A 19,365-nucleotide genomic window follows, 5' to 3' on the forward strand; every position below is an offset into this window, starting at 1 on the left:
AATATCGTTTGTTGTGGCTCTAATCATAACGGCCGTGACATATCAGGCTGGTTATAGTGAAATTTCAAATAAATTACTGTTTTATAACGATTATTAGGGTTGCTGGCTTTTTATTGATGCATTAGAACCCTAAATGAAAGCGGGGCTGTAAAGCGGGGCGGGAAGTTTAAGCGCGCTGAATGACTGAAGCGATAATCGTGGCTGAAAAGGGCATATTCTCAAAGTCGGTTTGAGTGACGCAATAAAGTGGTTTTAGGGATAATTCTCAGTTAGTTTAATAAAGCTTCAGATTACAAATAAAAACTCTTACGAATTTTGGTTCGTTTTTTACGATACATACAGCAACTATCAGGATGACTACCATGCTCAAAGCCAGCTATTATTATCTGTGCCCGCGTCCCATGGGTGGATGGATTTTACACAAAGAAGGTTGCGTAAATCTGTCAAAGAACGATAAACGCGTTTTTATTGGTTCGCTTTATACCCGACAGCAGGCGCTGGCGGTGGCGAAAGTCCATCACGCTAATGCCATATTGTGTAATGCCTGTCTGAGCACCTTTATTTGCCCGACCACAACCAGCACGGCAATTAAACCGGCCCGGGCGGCAACGCCAACCCGCCACACGCCAAAACATTGATTGCTGAAATTAAATGGCAGCAGTAAAAGAGAATAAAAGGAATTAGCAGGGCGGGGCGTTCAGAATAAAAAAGGCAGCGTAATACGCTGCCCTGATACTTATGCCTGCTTAGGCTGGCCATTTGAGGCGGTAATTCCGCCATCAACCGGCAGATTGACGCCGGTAATATAACTGGCTTCATCGCTGGCAATAAAGAGAATCGCACGAGCAATATCATCCGCTTCACCGGCACGGCGCAGCGGAATACGATCGTAAAAACGCTCCAGCAGTTCCTGATCCTGTTTGGCATCTTCGGTGAGATCGGTAAAGGTGAATCCGGGACAGATAGCATTGACCCGCACGCCATCCGCACCGTAATCCATCGCCAGCGCACGGGTGAAGTTGGTAATCGCCCCTTTAGCTGCGTTGTAGATGCTCATACCCCAGTCGCCGCCTAAGCCGGAAACGGAGGAAATGTTGACGACGTTACCTTTGCTCTTCAGCAGCGCTGGCATGAAGTAGTGAACACCGTGGAAAACGCCGTCGAGGTCAGTTTTCATCAGGGTTTTCCATGCGTCGAGGTCGACTTCATGGATGCGACCCTGAACGATAACGCCCGCATTATTTACCAGCACATCTACACGGCCATACTTCTTCAGCACCGTTTCTGACAGCTGTTTAACCTGTTCGGCTTCTGAGACGTCGCAGGCAGCCACCAGATGATCGCCCGCCGTCATTTCGGCCAGCGTCTCTTCCAGTTTCTGTCGGGTGCGTCCTACCAGCACCACGGATGCCCCTTCTTCAGCAAAGCGCTTTGCGCTGGCTTCGCCAATGCCGGATCCGGCACCTGTCACAACCACAACCTTCTGTGTAAATCTGGACATTATGCCTCCTTATCAGCATCAATTCTTACTGTTAACAACCGGTTAAGCCTGGCAACGATCTGCAAAAAAACAAGCGCAGCGCGAAATGCGCTGCGCCTGATGCCTGATTTTTAACCTGTTCAGTGACTAGGGACGTCTGAACAGGGCAAAGCTGCGTCCTTCCAGCTCGAAATCCTTCTCTTTGGTGATCACCAGTCCCCGCTTTGTCACGTCGCTGGTGGTCAGCTCCAGCACCCAGCCGCCTTCGCCAAACTGTGGAATGCGGAAGGGCACATTGCCTTCGAACGGATTAAGCAGCATCAGGACGTCATGCCAGATGCCTTCCTCGGTCTGCAGATCCGGCCGGCCGATATAGACGCCCAGCGTTGAGCCTTCATCCCACTGCTCACTCTGCTGGAAGCCGCCACCGGCGTTAAACCACTTGATATCCATGCCGTCGCGCCAGTTTTCACGGCGCAGCAACGGTTGCTGAGCACGCAATGTCAGGATCTGACGGGTGAACTCGCGCAGCGCCTCGGCAGATTCCGGCAGGTTATCCCAGTGTACCCAGGAGATTTCGCTGTCCTGGCAGTAGCCGTTGTTGTTGCCCATCTGGCTGCGGCCAAACTCGTCGCCTGCCAGCAGCATCGGCGTGCCGTGGGAGAAGATCAGCGTGGCGAGGAAGTTGCGTTTCTGTCGCTCGCGCACCGCGTTAATGCCTTCGTCATCGGTCGGGCCTTCAACGCCATAGTTGTAAGAGCGGTTGTCGTTGTGGCCATCGTTGTTGTCTTCACCATTCTCATCGTTATGTTTGTCGTTGTACGACACCAGATCGTTTAGCGTGAAGCCGTCGTGCGCGGTGATAAAGTTGACGCTGGCCCATGGACGCCGACCATGCTGATCGTAGAGATCGCCGGAACCCAGCAGGCGGGCAGCAAAGTCTGTGGAGACGTTGTTGCCTTTCCAGTAGTCACGCACCGTATCGCGATACTGATCGTTCCATTCTGCCCAGCCTGGCGGGAAGCTGCCCACCTGATAGCCGCCCGGACCGATATCCCAGGGTTCACCAATCAGCTTTTTCTGCGACAGGATCGGGTCCTGCATGATGGCATCGAAGAAGCCGCCGCGCGGGTCAAAACCATCCGGTTCGCGCCCCAGAATCGTACCGAGGTCGAAACGGAAACCGTCGATATGCATCGACTCAGACCAGTAGCGCAGTGAATCGAGCACCATCTGCAGCACACGCGGATGCGAGGTGTTCACGGTGTTGCCGGTGCCGGTGTCGTTGATGTAGTAACGATGCTGGTCGGGCATCGTACGATAATAGGAGAAGTTATCGATGCCTTTAAATGATAGCGTCGGCCCCAGTTCATTGCCCTCGGCGGTGTGGTTGTAGACCACGTCGAGGATGACCTCAATACCGGCATCATGGAAGGCACGCACCATGTCACGGAAGCCCTGAATGCCGCGCGGCCCGAAGTAGCGGGTCGCGGGCGCAAAGAAGCCCAGCGTGTTGTAGCCCCAGAAGTTTTTCAGCCCCTTATCCAGCAGGTGCTGATCGTCCGGGAACCAGTGCACCGGCAGCAGTTCGACCGAGGTAATGCCTAAGCTTTTGATGTAGTCAACGGTCGATTTGTGGCTCATGCCGTCAAAGGTGCCGCGCATTTCAGGTGGCAGTGCGGTGTTGAGCTGCGTAAAGCCTTTCACGTGGGTTTCATAGATGACGGTTTTCGGCCACGGCACATTCGGGCGGTTTTTATCCTGCCAGTCGAATTCATCAGGGTCGATCACCCGGCACTTTGGCGTAAACGGCGCGCTGTCGCGGGTGTCGAACGTCAGATCTTTATCGTCATGGTAGAGATCGTACGCGAAGTGCGCCTCGTTCCAGGCGATGTCGCCCGCCAGTTCACGGGCGTACGGGTCGAGCAGCAACTTGTTCGGGTTAAAGCGGTGACCATTTTCCGGGTCATAAGGGCCATAGACGCGATAGCCATAGAGCGCGCCGGGCTTCAGACCTGGAATGTAGCCGTGCCACACTTCATGGGTATATTCCGGTAGCTCCAGCCGGGCAATTTCCGTTTTGCCGCTGGGATCGTACAGACAGAGTTCAACCCGCTCGGCGTGGGCGCTGAACAGGGCGAAGTTCACGCCCTGGCCATCAAAATTGGCCCCCAGCAAATGGCTGTAACCCGCCGTAATTTCAAAACGCTGACTGTTTGACATTTATGCCTCGTTATTCAATGAACAGATTGACGCGTAATAAACAAATTCTTTCTGACTTCACTGTGCCACCAGCACGGCGCACCACTGTGACGCCAGTGCGGTAAGCGGCAGCGGGTCGCCTGCATTGAGGGTTTTACCGCTCAGCACATCCTGATAGCCGCGCTGACCGAGTGCCGCGGGCAGGGCGATATGCGTATCAGCCCAGCGCGCCTCAGACGGCTGATCGAGATTCTCCGGCAATGCGTTAAAAACCCGGCGTGAGACAATCACGATGACCGCCTGATCCTCATGGGTGCGGGCAAAGGCGAGCACGTTATCCTGCTGCGCGCCCTCTGCGGACAGCGGCAGGTAGTCACCGTGGCGGAACAGCGCAGGCTGCTGCTGACGCAGCGTTAACAGCTTTACAATCGCCTGCTGATTGACCTGACCGCGCAGCCAGTGCGTCTCACTGTCATCGTGCTGTGGCGCGTTAAGCATCGCCGCCAGCGCATCAAAGTCGGGTTCGCGGCGGTTATCGGGATCAACCAGGCTGAAGTCCAGCGCCTCGCTGCCCTGATAAATATCGGGTACGCCAGGTGCGGTCAGTTTTACAACGGTCTGGGTAAGGCTGTTGACCAGTCCGGCGCGCATAAAGGGTTGCAGCGACTGACAGAAATCAGTCAGGAAGGTGCTGTTGCCGGGCGCAAGCAGATGACGGGCATAGCTCAGCACCGCCTCTTCATAGTCATCGTTATTGTCGGCCCAGTCGGTGCGCAGTTTGGCTTCACGCATCGCTTTCTCAACATAGACCACAAAGCGGGCTTCCAGCGCCGCCAGACCTTCCGCATCCTGCGGCTGCAGGGTGGTCGGCCAGACGCCGGCCAGCGCTTCATACAGCATCCACTCAACCGCCGGTTCCGGTGCCGGGCCATCTTTCAGGCGTACGACGTGATCCCTGTTCATCTCCCGCCAGCGGCTCACGCACGCCGCCCAGCGCTGTGGCGCTTCGGTCAGGGTATAGAGCCGCGCACGGGCATCTTCACCGCGCTTGGTGTCGTGCGTTGAGGTGCCCGACAGCGCATCGGGTTGATGTTCGCGCCGCGCCTGCATTTCCGCATGGAATTGATCCAGCGAGAAGTGGCGCGCCAGCGGCTCAGCGCCGACTTCATTCAGCGCCAGCGCCATATGCTGGCGGAAGAAGAGGGTGTCCTCGACGGATTTCGCCATCAGCGGACCAGTCAGCTGCTGGAAGCGGGTGCGGAACTGCGTGGCATCGTCACGAGCCGTGTCGCCCACCTCTGCACGCAGAATGCGGGTCAGGAAGTCGAGCGCCTGTGTGTCGGGCGCGTGTGCACTGGCTTTGACCTGGCTGACCACCTGGTCCAGCAGCGCGGTATCGGCTGGCGTCAGGCCTTCCGGCGTGCCATAGGTGCGGTAAACCGGGAACGCGACCAGCAGCTCACGCAGGGCATTTTTCAGCTCTGCTTCCGGCTGAGTCGTGCCTTCTGCCTCAACAATCTTCAGTGCCAGTTGCAGTAAGCGGTTAAATTCGCCAGCAAAGTTGCGGTTGGCCATCAGCAGCTTAGCGGCACGCAGCTCCGCTTTCATGTCGACGGTTTTGCCAATCACGGCCTGATAGGCTTTACGCAGTCCGCTCAGGCGATCGCTGTCGACCAGCAGATTAGCGAGTGCAGCCATAAACTCATAACCGGTGGTGCCGGAGACCGGCCACTCGTCCGGCAACTGTTCATTGTCACCAAGAATTTTTTCCACGGTGAGATAGCAGTCGGGACCGGCAGCCTGGCGTAACTGCTCCAGATAGCCGCGCGGATCGGCCAGACCATCCACGTGGTCGACGCGCAATCCCTGCACCGCGCCGCTGTGGACCAGTTCGAGGATCAGCTGATGAGCGGCATCAAAGACGGCCTTGTCTTCCACGCGCACGCCGACCAGACCGGTCACTTCAAAGAAGCGACGGTAGGAGAGATCGTTGGGTGCGTCGCGCCATGACATCAGTCGCCACGGCTGCTGGTCGTGCAGCTCGGCGATCTCTGCGGCATCGCGCAGGGCGAGTACCGCCTCTTCACGATCCTGCCAGGTCTCAGGTTTCAGCGGATAGAAATTGTCAAAGTAGGCCAGCGCCGGTTTACCGGTCTGCGGATCGCGCTGCACGCTGATATCACCGTTTTCCAGCACCGCCTCAAACGTGTCACCGAGGAACGGCAGCGTCAGGCGGCGTGACCAGTCGATATCGAAATAAGTGGCATAGCGACTCTGTTGGCCATGCTCAATGACGTCGCGCCACCACGGGTTCTCCAGCGAGGCGGCCATATGGTTAGGCACGATGTCGAGGATCAGCTCCAGCCCGGCCGCTTTCAGCGCGGCCACCATGCGGTCAAAACCTTCCCGGCCGCCAATCGACGGCTCAATCTGGTTAACGTCGGTCACGTCATAGCCGTGGGTTGATTCAGCGGTAGCGCTGAAGATCGGCGAGGCATAAAGATGGCTGATGCCCAGCTGTTTCAGGTAGGGCACCAACGCCGCCGCACGGTCAAAGGTCATGCCATTGCGGAACTGGATGCGGTACGTTGCGGTTGGAATAGTCATTCTGCTTCTCTCTTAGCCAGACGCACCACGATAGCGTTGGGAATCAGTTCGGTTGCGGTCTGCGGCCAGGCAAACAGCGTTTCACCCGGCAAATCCGGGATTGGCTGCGTGCTGTCGCCAACGTTCAGCGCCAGTGATAGCGTGCCCAGCGGGAAGTCCCAGCGCACCGCCAGGAAATCGTCTGCTGTTTTCACTATCTGCCCGGCATCACCACCAGCGGTCTGTAGCAGCGGCACAATATGTTCCTGACGCAGCGCCAGCAGATGACGCGTCAGCGCCAGCCACTGCTGACCTTCAGGCGTTTCTGTACGCGGCCAGTCGAGTTTCGACTGTTCAAAGGTGGTGATATCGTTAGGATCCGGCACGGTTTCGCCGTGACCGGCATGGCCTTCAAACTCGCGGGCGCGACCTTCACGCACCGCTTTAGCCAGATCGCCGTGGAAATCGGTGAAGAACAGGAACGGTCGGGTTTCGCCATACTCTTCGCCCATAAACAGCAGCGGAATGTGTGGCGAGACCAGCAGCATGGCCAGCAGCACCTGCGTCCGCTCTGCACCCGCCAGCGAGACCAGCCTTTCGCCCTGCGCACGGTTGCCCGTCTGGTCATGGTTCTGGATGAAGTCGACAAAGGCGACCGGCGGCTGACTGCTGCTCTTCACGCCGCGCGGCTCACCCGACTGCTTTGAGATTTCGCCCTGATAGACAAAGCCTTCTGCCAGCGCCCGCGCCACCCGCAGTGCCGGCTGTTCAGCGAAATCCTGGTAATAGGCGTGAGTTTCACCGGTTGCCAGCACATGTACGGCGTTGTGGAAGTCATCGTTCCATTCGCCGGTAAACAGCGGAGCGTCTCCGTTTTCGTCGCGCGGATGCAGGAAAGTGACGTTGCGGCAATCTTCCGTGGTGAGATGAATGGGGCGATCGGTGATGGTGGCGCGGATGCGCTCGGCAATCTCAACCAGCACATGCTTTTCGCTCGGGTCATCAATCTGATCGATGGCATCAAAGCGCAGGCCATCCAGATTAAACTCCTGCAGCCAGTAGAGCGGTGCTTCCACGATATAGCGGCGTACTGCATCAACGTCATAGGCGATACCGGCGCCCCACGGCGTCTGCCGCTCTTTATGGAAGAAGTCTGGCGCGAGCAGCGGAAGATAGTTGCCCTCCGGGCCAAAGTGGTTCAGCACGATATCCAGCACCACCGACAGGCCGTGACCGTGCGCCGCATCGATAAAAGCTTTGAAATCATCGGGTGATCCGTAGGCGGCATGCGGTGCATAGAGCAGCACGCCATCGTAGCCCCAGCCGCGATTACCGCCAAACTGCGACACCGGCAGCACTTCAATCATGGTGATGCCGGTCTCAGCCAGCACTGGCAGTTTCTCAATCGCCGCCCGGAAGGTGCCTTCCTGGGTAAAGGTGCCGATGTGCAATTCATAGACCACTGACTCTGTCCATGGACGACCCTTCCAGCCCATGTTCTGCCACTGATACGCGTCAGGATCGATCACCAGTGAGGGACCGTTGACCTCCGCTTTCTGGGCGCGGGCGGCGGGATCGGGCACTGCCGTGCCATCTGCCAGCACAAAATCATATTCGGCATTCGCCGCCACACCGGCGACCTGGGCTTCAAACCAGCCGTCAGCCTGCGGTGTCATCTCAATGTCTTGACCGGCGAGACGCAGCGTCACGCGTTGCTGACCGGTTGCCCAGAGGCGGAAACGCACCTCGTCACTGGCAACCCGTTCAGCGCCCCAACTTTTAGAAAAAGATTTGGATTCCATTCAGTTGCCTCATTTAGCCTGGAATTACGCGATGGTGACCATCGCGCGAATAGGATGTCGATGACGCAAGCGTCAAAAAATCGTAAAGCTATCAGTGAGACCCGGATGCCAGGTGGGCTGGCGCGCCTCTTCAGCCAGGAAGCTGGACTGGTATTCAGCGTGGTGCGTCGGGAAGGGAAAAGTGAGACCGCTTCCACGCGGCATACAGAGAGTAATCATAGACTAAGATGTTGCAGTCGCAGGGCGGCAGGCGGTTCAGGCGCATTAATTTGCGTTAATTGCCTGGAATCGGCCTCTGACAGGGGGAAATCATGGAAGGCAGGTTCAGAAAACCCTGCCGGATGGCGCGGATTCGCTATAAGCTTAAGCGCGAGCGCGCCGGTCACGCTGGAGGACCTGCGACACTGAACATATCAAAAGGATATTACGTGAGGAAACGCGTTCTGTTAGTCACGCTGCTGCTACTGATTTCCGCCTGTTCTAACCGGGTCGGGCACCGGCTGGACAGCCGTAATCTGCAGCAAATTCATGCCGGTCAGACGACTAAAGCCCAGTTGATCGCGCTGTTTGGTCAGCCTGACAGTGAGACGCCTTATCCGGACGGTCAGCGGTTGCTGAAGTGGACCTACAGCGAGGCGCGCACGCTGAACACCACCGAGGGGCAGACGCTGACCGTGCAGATGAAAAATGACAAAGTGCTGAACTATGCGCTGAGTAAGAGCTAATGACCTGAGCCTCAGTGAGCTGCTGTGGCGGTGCGGGACTGCCCCAGCAGGTCACCGGTTACGGCATGCCGTTTGGCTCTGCATCCCCGCTGACGGGACGCGGCTGCGCCAGACGGGCGAAATCAGACCCTGCCGGATGCTGGTAAATCTGTAGCTCAAAGTGGCGGGCCATGGCAAAAATATACTCAAAAATCGCCGCCTGGGTATTTTCATAATCGGCCCAGAAAATGGATGAGGTGAAGCAGTAGATCTCCACCGGCAACCCATCCGGCGACGGTTTCAGTGGCCGTACCACGATATACATCTCTTTCTTAATATCATCACGCTGCGCCAGCCAGGCGGTCAGGAATTTACGGAACACCATCAGGTTAGTGATGCCGTTCTCCATAAACCAGCGGTCGCCAACGGCGCTGATATCCCGTCCATCCAGCAGCTCAGTAATTGATTCGCTGGCGATGCGGATCTGGCTCATCGCCTGCAGCATCTCCTGATTTACAAAAGTGATCGATTTCTGATCAAGATAAAAGCTGCGCATGATGCGGCGTGCGCCCGAGGAGAACATCGCCTGCCAGTTGGTGTAGGTTTCGGTCAGGAAGTTCTTGGTCGGAATGCGCGAAATGGTGTTATCCCAGTTGCGGATGGTGATGGTATGCAGCGCAATATCGATCACCTCGCCGCTGATATTTCTGTCCGGCATCTCAATCCAGTCACCCAGTTGCAGGACATCGTTGGAAGAGAGCTGGATATTCGCCACCAGCGACAGCAGCGTATGCTGGAAGATCAGCATCAGCACCGCGGCGACCGCACCCAGCGAGGAGATGATAATCGCGGGCGACTTGTTGGACATAATCGCCAGAATCATGATCGCGGCAATAATATGCACCAGGATTTTGCCAATCTGGATATAGCCCTTGATCGAGTGATTCTTGCGCTTCGATTTGCGTGAGTAGGAGTTGTTAACAATCTCCAGCACTTCGTTGAAGAAGATCGAGAGATAGACAAAAAACAGGATGCCGCAGATGGTCTGAATCGCCACTTTCAGGTTTTCAGGCAGGCCCGGCATAAATTGCAGGAAATTGTAGACCACAATCACCGGCACAAAATTTGACAGCTTCTGAGAGAGGCGGACATCTTTATCCAGCGGAACGTCTTTTTTATGACCGCTGAAAAAGACCTTCCTGATCACTTTGACGATGAAAAATTTGCAGATCAGGTGAGTGACCATCCCGGCCATAATCAGCAGCAGCAGGCTGAAGCCGATCGACAGCACCCGGTTTCCCTCAATAAAACTCATCAGACTCTGAATGTAATGCATGTTAACCACGTGCGAAAAATGTAAGGGGCGAATTCAACCACAGCATGGGGTTGCTTGTTAAGCGCGGAATGCGTTCAGGCTCCGTCGCCCCCTTTTTTCAGTGCAGTACGACGGGCTGGCTGCATCCGGCGTGTTGCGGAGAGCAAGCTTCTCAGCGACTGTGCTCAGATAAATGCCTCGCTGGCCGATAACAACTTTATCTTCTCTGATATGAGTCTGCGGACATGCTTAAAAATCTTAAAATAACTCACGGTATTCTGGCGGTGCTTGCCGTCTTTATTACGTTACTGACCCTGACCGGATTTCTGTTCTACAACGGCGTATCCAAAGCCGACAAAAACTTTGTGGCGGCCGAGCAGTTGACGCTGCAGCAGCAGCACCTGAGTGATGCCGTAAAAACCCTGATAAAAACCCGCGTCACCATCAACCGCGTGGCGATCCGCTTCCTGAAAAATCAGCAGGACCCAAAATCCCTTGCGGCGATGGCTGCGCTGCTAACACAGGCAGGTCAGTCAGCGGAAAAAGCGGATGCAGACTTTAAAGCGTGGCAGGCGATGCCGCGTAAAGCAGGACAGGGCGAAGCCCAGTCAACGCAGGTTCAGACTGCCTATCAGCAGATGCGTGACACCATGCTGGCCTCCATTACCTTTCTGAAGCAGGGCAACTACCCGGCGTATGGCAATCTCGAAGCACAGGCGGCGCAGGACCAGCTCGACACGGCCTATGAAGCCTGGCGTGCGGTGAACATCCAGCTCATGAAAGATACCTCTCTGCACAACCAGCGCAGCCTGACCGACGCGCTCTGGGCGCTGCTGACTATCGGCCTGATTACGGCTGTGATTGGTGTGGCAGTCTGGATGGGACTGCAGAAGCTGCTGATTAACCCGCTGGCCAGGCTGACCGCGCATATGCGCGCTATCTCGGCCGGTGATTTAACCTCTGATATTCAGCACGAGGGCCGCAACGAGATGGGCCAGCTGATTCAGGAGCTGCAGCAGATGCGCGATGCGCTGGTGGTCACCATTACCTCGGTCGATGACGCCACCCGCTCGATCTTCACGGGTGCAGCGGAGATTTCCGCCGGCAGCACCGATCTCTCCTCGCGTACCGAACAGCAGGCAGCCGCGCTGGAACAGACTGCCGCCAGCATGGAGCAGCTTACCTCGACGGTGAAACTCAACGCAGACAATGCGCAGCAGGCGACCACGGTGTCGAAAGAGGCATCAGCTACGGCTCTGCAGGGCGGTGAGACCGTTGCCCGGGTGATCGCCAACATGGATCAGATCAGCGAAAGCTCGAATCAGATCGCCGGTATTATCGCCATTATCGACAGTATCGCCTTCCAGACCAATATTCTGGCGCTGAACGCCGCCGTTGAAGCCGCGCGTGCCGGTGAGCAGGGTCGTGGATTTGCAGTGGTAGCGGGTGAAGTGCGCTCGCTGGCCGGACGCAGCGCCAGCGCCGCGCAGGAAATTCGCGGACTGATCGACCGCTCAGCTGAGCGCATCAAAACCGGTGCCGGCCATGCTGCGCAGGCGGGCGTCGCGATGGAGAGCATCGTGACGTCGGTGAGTCGCGTCACGCAGCTGATCGAAGAGATCGCCGCCTCCTCGACGGAACAGACCCGTGGCATTGAGCAGGTCTGCAAAGCGGTCTCGGAAATGGATGGCGTGACGCAGCAGAACGCCGCGCTGGTGGAGGAATCCGCCACTGCCGCCGCCTCACTGGAAGAGCAGGCGAGCTACCTGCGTAAAACGGTATCGGTATTCAAAACCGGCACGCTGCATACGGCGTTCTCTGCCGCACCGGTAGCGAAGGCGATTGTTGTGCCAAAACGTCAGCCTGTCGCTGTGATGGATAATGAGAACTGGCAGACCTTCTGATAATGGAACGTCTGACGGATCACCGCACATGCGACAGTGCTCCGGTTTTCAGCATAAAAAAACCGCCCCTGGAGGCGGTTTTTATTCACTCAACGCATCAGGCCGGGACGGACTGTGCCTTCTGGCTGCGCGACCAGACGCGGTGCGCTTTCATCGCCTGCGTGAACTCTGACATCAGCGCGCTCTCCGCCGAGTCGCCCTGCACAATACCTTCTTCCTGATCCGCATCTTCCAGACCGAACTGCGCTTTAAAGCGACGCGCGTTACCCACCAGACCAATCACCTTAAGGTGCTTGTAGGCTTCCAGCAGGAAATAACGGGCATCGCCGCTTAACAGCAGGGCATCGATATTGCCATCCGGTACGATGACCGCATCAAAGGTCAGAGAAGGCAGGCCGGCAAAGGTGGCATCAACCGGCAACACAGAGCCGTCATCCGCGCGCACCTGACCCATATGCGGCGCCAGCAGTTTGGCATGCACACCTTCCGCTTTCAGCGCCTGCAAAATCGCCAGCACATCAGCGGCTTTTACACCATCGCTCAGCAGCAGCGCCACCTGACGACCTTTAATCTCACCATCCGGGATAGCGTAAAGGCTCAGGCTGTCATCTTTGGTCAGGCCGTTCACCGCAGCCGGTGGCTGGAGATTGAGCTGCTCATCAGTCAGGGCAAGTCCGAGGTTATCCGCCACGCCCTGCGCCAGTCTGGTATCAATGCGTGCCAGATGATCGACCACACGCTCACGAATATAGGCGCGCGCCACTTTACTCAGCTCAAACGAGTAAGCACCGATGATGTGCTGCTGCTCGACTTCAGTCTGGCTGTTCCAGAACAGGCGCGGCTGGGAATAATATTCGCCGAATGACGGGCTGCGCTCGCGCACTTTGTGGCCCTCAACCCGCTCCTGATAGCTTTCGAAGCCGCCGCCTGTTGCAGCAGGTGGGGTTTCGCGCGGCCAGTTGTCGTTGATTGAGTTCGGCTCGTAGTTTGCCGGATTGGTGTCGATATCCTGACGATGCATGCCCTGACGCTGGAAGTTATGGTACGGGCAGGTCGGTCGGTTGATCGGGATCTCATGGAAGTTCGGTCCGCCCAGACGACTGATCTGCGTGTCGGTATAGGAGAAGAGGCGACCCTGCAGCAGCGGATCGTTGGAGAAATCCAGACCCGGCACGATATGGCCAGGGTGGAACGCCACCTGCTCGGTTTCGGCAAAGAAGTTGTCCGGGTTACGGTTCAGCACCATCTTGCCGACAATTTCCACCGGCACCAGTGCTTCCGGGATCAGCTTGGTGGCATCCAGAATATCGAAGTCGAATTTGAACTCATCTTCTTCCGGGATCAGCTGCAGGCCCAGCTCATATTCCGGGAAATCACCCGCTTCAATCGCTTCCCACAGATCGCGGCGATGGAAATCGGGATCGCGACCGGTCAGTTTCTGCGACTCGTCCCACAACAGCGAGGCTTTACCCGCCACCGGCTTCCAGTGGAAACGGACAAAGGTCGCTTTGCCTTCGGCGTTAATCAGGCGGAAGGTGTGGATACCGAAGCCTTCCATGGTGCGATAGCTGCGCGGAATGCCGCGGTCAGACATCGCCCAGATGACGTTATGCATGGTTTCCGGCTGCAGAGAGACGTAGTCCCAGAAGGTGTCATGGGCGCTCTGGCCCTGCGGGATTTCGTTGTGTGGCTCTGGCTTCACGGCATGCACAAAGTCAGGGAATTTGTGCGCATCCTGAATGAAGAATACCGGCGTGTTGTTGCCGACCAGGTCAAAGACACCCTCTTCGGTGTAGAACTTGGCGGCGAAACCGCGAATATCACGCACGGTATCAGCCGATCCGGCACCGCCCTGAACCGTAGAGAAACGCACGAAAACCGGCGTGGTCTGCTCGGGATCGCTGAGGAACTGCGCTTTGGTCAGATCTTTCAGGGAGCGGTAAGGCTGAAAATAGCCATGTGCGGCAGAGCCACGGGCGTGCACGATGCGCTCCGGGATACGCTCATGGTCAAAGTGCGTGATCTTCTCACGCATAATAAAGTCTTCCAGCAGCGTCGGACCGCGCGAACCGGCACGCAGTGAGTTTTGATCGTTGGCGATGCGTGTGCCCTGGTTGGTTGTAAGGGCGCGGTCGGTGCCGTTTTTACGGCTGGCTTCAAGCTGGTCAAGTTTGGCGTTGTGCGTCTGTGGTGCTTTCAGGCTGCCTGGGGCGGTAGGCTGCTTGCCTGGCGGGGTCGGTTCGGCTGGGGGCTGATGCGAACCATCTTTCGGTGCCAGCGATCCCAGACCCGGCTCTGATGATTCCGGGCCGGTGGTCGGTGCGCGTTCGCTCAGGGGTTTCTTCTCAGTTTCTTTCGACATTAATTCATGCTCCAGCTGGTATTTTACGTTCGGCGACACTAAATATAGAACAACCTGAACAATGCTGAGGTTAATTCGGCCATTTAACTGTAGTGACAGCGCCTTTTTCATCCGACAGCAAAACCGGGCTTATCGCTGACTGCTGATTATCGCTTCGCTTATTTACACCTTGTGCCGTCTGGCTTAGCGGCCTGCCAGCTCGCGCCTGCTGTGCTGGCAACGCGCTTTACAACCCCGTCAGATTGCTCTGCGACAGGAGAAGGCTATGCACCAGAAGATGACTCTGATCATTAAAAAAATTAATAGGGCGACAGGCAGATTTAGGTTGAATTGTGAAATGTTATATCATAACATTTCATCCTGTTACATGAATCGGGGATCGGGCTTTGAAAAATCATGCAGGTAAATGGATAGGAATCGCAGGCACGCTGTTAATCAGTCAGCAGGCGCTGGCACATGGTACGCATGCCCATGGAAAACCGCTGTCAGCGATGGAGCAGAAGGCGGCTGAAGGCATCTTCGCTGACAGCGATGTAAAAGATCGTCCGCTCTCTGACTGGGACGGAATCTGGCAGTCGGTCTATCCGCTGCTGAAAAGTGGCGAGCTGGACCCGGTCTGGCAGAAGAAAGCCCAGCAGGACAACAGTAAAACGGCAGAACAGTACAAGGCCTATTATCGCAAAGGCTACGCCACCGACGTCGATACCATTGGCATCGAAAATGGCGTGATGGAGTTCCATGTCGGCGATAAGATCAGCGCCTGCCACTATCACTATTCAGGGCACAAAATCCTGACCTACACGTCCGGGAAGAAAGGGGTGCGCTATCTGTTCGAGTGTCAGGACGCCAGCAGCACCGCCCCGAAATATGTGCAGTTCAGCGATCACACCATCGGGCCGCGTAAGTCCGCCCATTTCCATATTTTTATGGGTAACGCCTCTCAGCAGGCCCTGCTGGCGGAGATGGACAACTGGCCAACCTATTACCCTTACCAGATGTCGAACGCACAGGTGCTGGATGAGATGCTGCACCACTGAGTGCCGGGGCGGGGGCTGATGGCGTGCTGGTCAGGGCGGGTTTTCATTATTACCTTTCGCCGCCTTTATCCCACCCACACCGGGCGGCGTGAGGCAGGGATGCCGCGCACCACCCGCTGATATGACTCCTCAACCAGCTGCTGAATCAGGCCTGGCGACAGGCCGTCGCCGGGATAAACCGTAATCCAGTGGCGCTTATTCATATGGTAACCGGCGGTAATCGAGGGATAGATCACCCGGTGCAGCTCCGCCTGTTGCGGTTCGCATTTCAGGGTGATAATCGGCACGCCCCGCAGTTCGGTCAGCAGTAAAAACACTTTCCCACACACTTTAAAAACCTGATGTTCCGGCCCGAACGGATAGCCCGATTCGGCGGCGGGCAGCCGTTCAGCTGCGTCGATAGCGATACGCTGGATCGCGTGACCCTGCATAGTCTCTCTCCCTGTCATTATTCACTCTGCCTCTGTGGCCCGCGACTGGCTGGTCGCCAGAGGCCTGTTACACTTCTGATAAGCATCAATCAGGAGCAGTCATGAAATTAGGCTTTGCATGTAAGTATCTCAATAGCGACGGCAAACAGTTTTTCCCGTTTCGCGCGACTACCCGTAAACGATTTCTGAGTTTACCGCACGCTGAACGTCACCAGCTGGTTCATGAGATCACCGTTACCAATCTCAATAATCTCTACCTGACGCTTGAGCATCTGGCCACGTTACCCGCGCCGCTGCGAATGATGCGTATCGGCAGCGATCTGCTGCCGCTTTATACGGTGCCCGAAGCGACGCCGTTGTTTGCGGAATTCCTGCCTGAACTCTACCCGCTGTTTGCCCGCTGTGGTGAGCTGGCGCGGGCGCATGACATCCGGCTCTCATTCCATCCGGGCCAATATACCGTGCTGGCTTCCGACAATCCCGATGTCGTGGTGCGAGCCCTGGAAGATGTGGAGTATCACACGCTCTGCGCCTGTCTGATGGGCTACGGCAAAACCTTCCAGGATTTTAAAATCAACATTCATATGAATGGTAAGGCGGGATTCGACGGCTTTAAACACTCATTTAATCAGCTCAGCCCGGAAGCGCGACTGATGCTGACGGTGGAGAATGATGAGATTTCCTGCTCGCTGGATGATGTGCTGCAGGCGGCACCCCTCTGTCCGGTCGTGCTGGATATCCACCATCACTGGGTAAAAGAGAGTGAGTTTATTCAGCCGGATGATGCGCGCGTTGCCAGAGTAATCGACTCATGGCGCGGCGTACGGCCGGTGCTGCACTATTCGATTTCGCAGGAGGGGATTATTCCGCAGGCGGGCTGGCCCGATCAGCAGCAGCTGGGCGTAAGCAAAAGCAAACTGCGGGCGCACTCCGACTTCTTTTTCAATCCGACGCTGAATGGCTGGGCGCTGTCGTTCCACGCTTTCGACATCATGTGCGAAGTGAAAATGAAGAATCTGGCGCGGGAGCCGCTTTATCAGTGGGGAATAACGCAGAAGCTGATAGAGAATCCCCTGGCCGAAGCGACCAGGGAATCGGCAAACGTTAAATAATCGCCACGCCGCCTGTGACGGCGATGGTCGCCCCGGAAATGTAGCTGGCTTCATCACTGGCCAGCATCACATAGGTTGGCGCCAGCTCAGCAGGCTGACCGGCACGTTGCAGCGGCACTTCACTGCCAAAGGTCTTCACCTGTTCAACCGGCATGGTCGACGGGATCAGCGGTGTCCAGATGGGGCCGGGCGCAACCGCATTGGCTCGGATGCCTTTTTCCGCCAGCAAGGCGGCCAGGCCACCGGAGAAGTTAACGATGGCGGCTTTGGTGGCGGAGTAGGCGAGCAGTTTCGGTTTCGGCTGGTCAGCATTGATCGAAGCCGTATTAATGATCGACCCGCCTGCAGGCATATGTTTTGTGGCCGCTTTAGTGATGTAAAACATCGCGTACAGGTTAGTCTTCATCGTCCGATCAAACTCGTCGTCGCTGATCGCATCCAGCGAGTCGCGCGTCATCTGATACGCCGCGTTATTCACCACAATGTTAATCTCACCAAAGGCTTCAACGGCTTTATCAACCAGCGCGTTGCAGTGTGACGCATCGGTAATGTCGCCGGGCACCAGGACAGCTTTCTGACCGGCGGCCTCAACCAGTCGGGCGGTATCCTGCGCATCCTCATGCTCATCAAGATAAGAGATCAGCACGTCAGCACCTTCCCGGGCAAAAGCAATCGCCACGGCCCGGCCAATGCCGGAATCGCCGCCGGTAATAATCGCTTTTTTACCCGCCAGACGGCCTGAACCCTGATAACTCTCTTCACCATGATCGGGCTGTGGCTGCATCGCGGCGGTGCTGCCAGGCCACGTCTGCTGCTGCTCTGTGAATGGGGGTTGTGGACGCTGAGTGGATGACATGACTTCTCCTCCGTAAAAAATGGAAAAACCTGTCAGGGCATTGGTCCCTGACAGGCGGGTAATTATGGTTTCGGTGGCGTAACGCCATCAATCTGCTCTGACTGTGCACCGGAGCCGGGACGGGCATTGCCCAGCAGCGGCTCATCACCCAGAATCTCGGGCTGCTGCTTCGCGCTGAACTGCCCATGACCATCGTAAGCCGGGCCACTGCTCCAGCGACCTTCCGGCAGCGGTTTGTCCAGTGAGGTATTCAGGCAGTAGTACGAGTGCTCCTGCGCCTCATGTTCCTGCGGGAAGCTGTTCGGGATCGGCAGCGATGCGTTCAGGCCACCCATCTCTTCGATCACCGCCAGCCACTGCTGCTGGTGCATCGTGTCACGGGCGATCAGGAAGGAGAGGAAGTCCTTCATCCCTTTGTCTTCGGTCATGTTGTAGAGCCGGGTAGCCAGTACGCGGCCGGTGGCTTCTGCAGTGACGTTAGCCAGCATATCTGCCGCCACGTTGCCGGAGGCGTAGATGTGGCTCATGTCGAACGGCATGCCGTTGGCATTCACCGGCATCGCAGCCAGACCGGAAGAGAGGATATGGCGTGGGTTCATGCCACCCAGAATGGCATTAACCACCGGGTCTTTGGCTGACGCTTCCTGGTAAGAGAGCGGTGCGCCTTCAAGGTTCAGCGCCACGGCGTAGCCCAGCATTTCGATATGGCTCAGCTCTTCGGTGGCGGTGGAGATCAGCAGATCCCGAATCCGCACATCACCCCGCGCGCCCATCGCCTGGAAAAAGTATTGCATCGCTACACGAATCTCACCTTCGACGCCGCCGATGGCCTGCTGTAACAGCATGGCAAACTCTGGATCGGGCTTCTCTACACGAACCGGGAATTGAAGTTTTGATGAATGATGAAACATGATTATTTTCCTCGTCTGTGTTTGCAGTAGATGCAGAAAAAGCCTGGACACAGATATCGGATAAATAAAGCGAACCGAGAGCAATTAATCGCAATTTAAGGTGAAATAAGCGGCAAAAACGGTAAATAGTAGAGCTATATCTGGTCCGGCAGGGCAGGCAGTACGGGAGGTGAATATAGAAGCGGGTGATGCAGTGCAGCAGAAATAAAAAAGCCCCTTTAAAAGGGGCCGATTCCGTAGTGGAAAAGCATCCGTGCTAATTCGCGTTCCGTCATGACAGACACAGGTTTTTAGCTTTCGCTGGTGGCCGTTGCACGCTGCAGAACATGTTCAAGAGCCTGACGGTAAATATCCTGCTTAACCATGTCGCGCTCGCTCTCCAGGCGGTGAATCAGACCCAGCACAATGTCTTTATCGGAGACATGGGCTTTGGCTCGCGCAAGTTCAGCATGAACTGCGGCGATCACCTGTTTTTCTGTGGTCAGCGCTGTACCAGAGTTCATGAAGTAATCAGAAATCTGAGACTCTGTATTCATCGTTGTTTGCATGTCAGGCCTCATAAGAAATTGGGAAGGAATGCGTTGATTCAGATCCGGTAACCGGCTGACGCAAAAAAATTGCATCTGAAGGTGGAAATCCACAACACCTTCAGATGCGGTGCAA

15 protein-coding genes are annotated in these 19,365 nt (G+C 56.4%); 5 read left to right on the forward strand and 10 right to left on the reverse strand.

Features of this window, described 5'->3' with window-relative positions; genetic code table 11:
• Positions 1-362 precede the first annotated feature (362 nt).
• On the forward strand, positions 363-638 hold the full coding sequence (locus AC6I8J_RS08560; protein WP_033732518.1) for a hypothetical protein: 276 nt from the start codon (positions 363-365) through the stop codon (positions 636-638).
• A 98-nt stretch (positions 639-736) separates the two neighbouring features.
• Here the strand turns inward: AC6I8J_RS08560 and budC are convergent, their stop codons facing one another.
• The 4 genes from budC to treZ form a co-directional block, all read right to left on the reverse strand.
• Positions 737-1,501: a meso-2,3-butanediol dehydrogenase gene (budC, locus tag AC6I8J_RS08565; RefSeq protein ID WP_150038030.1), complete on the reverse strand. Its 765-nt coding sequence runs from the start codon at positions 1,499-1,501 to the stop codon at positions 737-739.
• A gap of 126 nt (positions 1,502-1,627) precedes the next feature.
• Positions 1,628-3,703: a glycogen debranching protein GlgX gene (glgX, locus tag AC6I8J_RS08570; RefSeq protein ID WP_161732524.1), complete on the reverse strand. Its 2,076-nt coding sequence runs from the start codon at positions 3,701-3,703 to the stop codon at positions 1,628-1,630.
• 57 nt (positions 3,704-3,760) lie between these two features.
• Positions 3,761-6,289: a malto-oligosyltrehalose synthase gene (gene treY / locus AC6I8J_RS08575; protein ID WP_497825257.1), complete on the reverse strand. Its 2,529-nt coding sequence runs from the start codon at positions 6,287-6,289 to the stop codon at positions 3,761-3,763.
• Positions 6,286-8,070 (reverse strand): malto-oligosyltrehalose trehalohydrolase, encoded by a 1,785-nt coding sequence (gene treZ, locus AC6I8J_RS08580; RefSeq protein ID WP_497825258.1) that lies wholly within the window; start codon positions 8,068-8,070, stop codon positions 6,286-6,288. The genes treY and treZ overlap by 4 nt, the downstream gene beginning before the upstream one ends.
• Before the next feature lie 428 nt (positions 8,071-8,498).
• On the opposite strand from treZ, the gene AC6I8J_RS08585 reads away from it, so the two are divergent.
• Positions 8,499-8,795, forward strand: a complete 297-nt coding sequence (locus AC6I8J_RS08585) for a hypothetical protein (RefSeq protein WP_161732518.1) — start codon at positions 8,499-8,501, stop codon at positions 8,793-8,795.
• Between the two features lie 58 nt (positions 8,796-8,853).
• Here the strand turns inward: AC6I8J_RS08585 and AC6I8J_RS08590 are convergent, their stop codons facing one another.
• Entirely contained in the window at positions 8,854-10,110 is a 1,257-nt protein-coding gene (locus AC6I8J_RS08590) for a mechanosensitive ion channel family protein (RefSeq protein ID WP_161732516.1), read from the reverse strand.
• A gap of 224 nt (positions 10,111-10,334) precedes the next feature.
• On the opposite strand from AC6I8J_RS08590, the gene AC6I8J_RS08595 reads away from it, so the two are divergent.
• Entirely contained in the window at positions 10,335-11,993 is a 1,659-nt protein-coding gene (locus AC6I8J_RS08595) for a methyl-accepting chemotaxis protein (RefSeq protein ID WP_222924092.1), read from the forward strand.
• Between the two features lie 97 nt (positions 11,994-12,090).
• On the opposite strand, the gene katE is transcribed toward AC6I8J_RS08595, so the two are convergent.
• Entirely contained in the window at positions 12,091-14,355 is a 2,265-nt protein-coding gene (katE, locus tag AC6I8J_RS08600; protein WP_253421774.1) for a catalase HPII, read from the reverse strand.
• Positions 14,356-14,741: 386 nt separating this feature from the next.
• Between katE and zinT the strand changes: the two genes are divergently transcribed.
• On the forward strand, positions 14,742-15,392 hold the full coding sequence (gene zinT, locus AC6I8J_RS08605) for a metal-binding protein ZinT (protein ID WP_222924090.1): 651 nt from the start codon (positions 14,742-14,744) through the stop codon (positions 15,390-15,392).
• A 65-nt stretch (positions 15,393-15,457) separates the two neighbouring features.
• On the opposite strand, the gene AC6I8J_RS08610 is transcribed toward zinT, so the two are convergent.
• Positions 15,458-15,823, reverse strand: a complete 366-nt coding sequence (locus AC6I8J_RS08610) for an MmcQ/YjbR family DNA-binding protein (RefSeq protein WP_150012898.1) — start codon at positions 15,821-15,823, stop codon at positions 15,458-15,460.
• Between the two features lie 101 nt (positions 15,824-15,924).
• On the opposite strand from AC6I8J_RS08610, the gene AC6I8J_RS08615 reads away from it, so the two are divergent.
• Complete coding sequence (locus AC6I8J_RS08615; RefSeq protein ID WP_222924089.1) at positions 15,925-16,935, forward strand: apurinic/apyrimidinic endonuclease family protein; 1,011 nt, start codon at positions 15,925-15,927, stop codon at positions 16,933-16,935.
• On the opposite strand, the gene AC6I8J_RS08620 is transcribed toward AC6I8J_RS08615, so the two are convergent.
• The 3 genes from AC6I8J_RS08620 to AC6I8J_RS08630 form a co-directional block, all read right to left on the reverse strand.
• On the reverse strand, positions 16,928-17,791 hold the full coding sequence (locus AC6I8J_RS08620) for a glucose 1-dehydrogenase (protein WP_161732503.1): 864 nt from the start codon (positions 17,789-17,791) through the stop codon (positions 16,928-16,930). The two genes, AC6I8J_RS08615 and AC6I8J_RS08620, sit on opposite strands and share 8 nt — an antisense overlap.
• 62 nt (positions 17,792-17,853) lie before the next feature.
• On the reverse strand, positions 17,854-18,702 hold the full coding sequence (locus tag AC6I8J_RS08625) for a manganese catalase family protein (RefSeq protein WP_161732501.1): 849 nt from the start codon (positions 18,700-18,702) through the stop codon (positions 17,854-17,856).
• A 290-nt stretch (positions 18,703-18,992) separates the two neighbouring features.
• A complete protein-coding gene (locus AC6I8J_RS08630) occupies positions 18,993-19,250 on the reverse strand; it encodes a biofilm development regulator YmgB/AriR family protein (protein WP_161732559.1) in 258 nt (85 codons plus the stop codon).
• Positions 19,251-19,365 lie beyond the last annotated feature (115 nt).

Source organism: Pantoea sp. X-Soil-ISGK-355, from assembly GCF_059730805.1.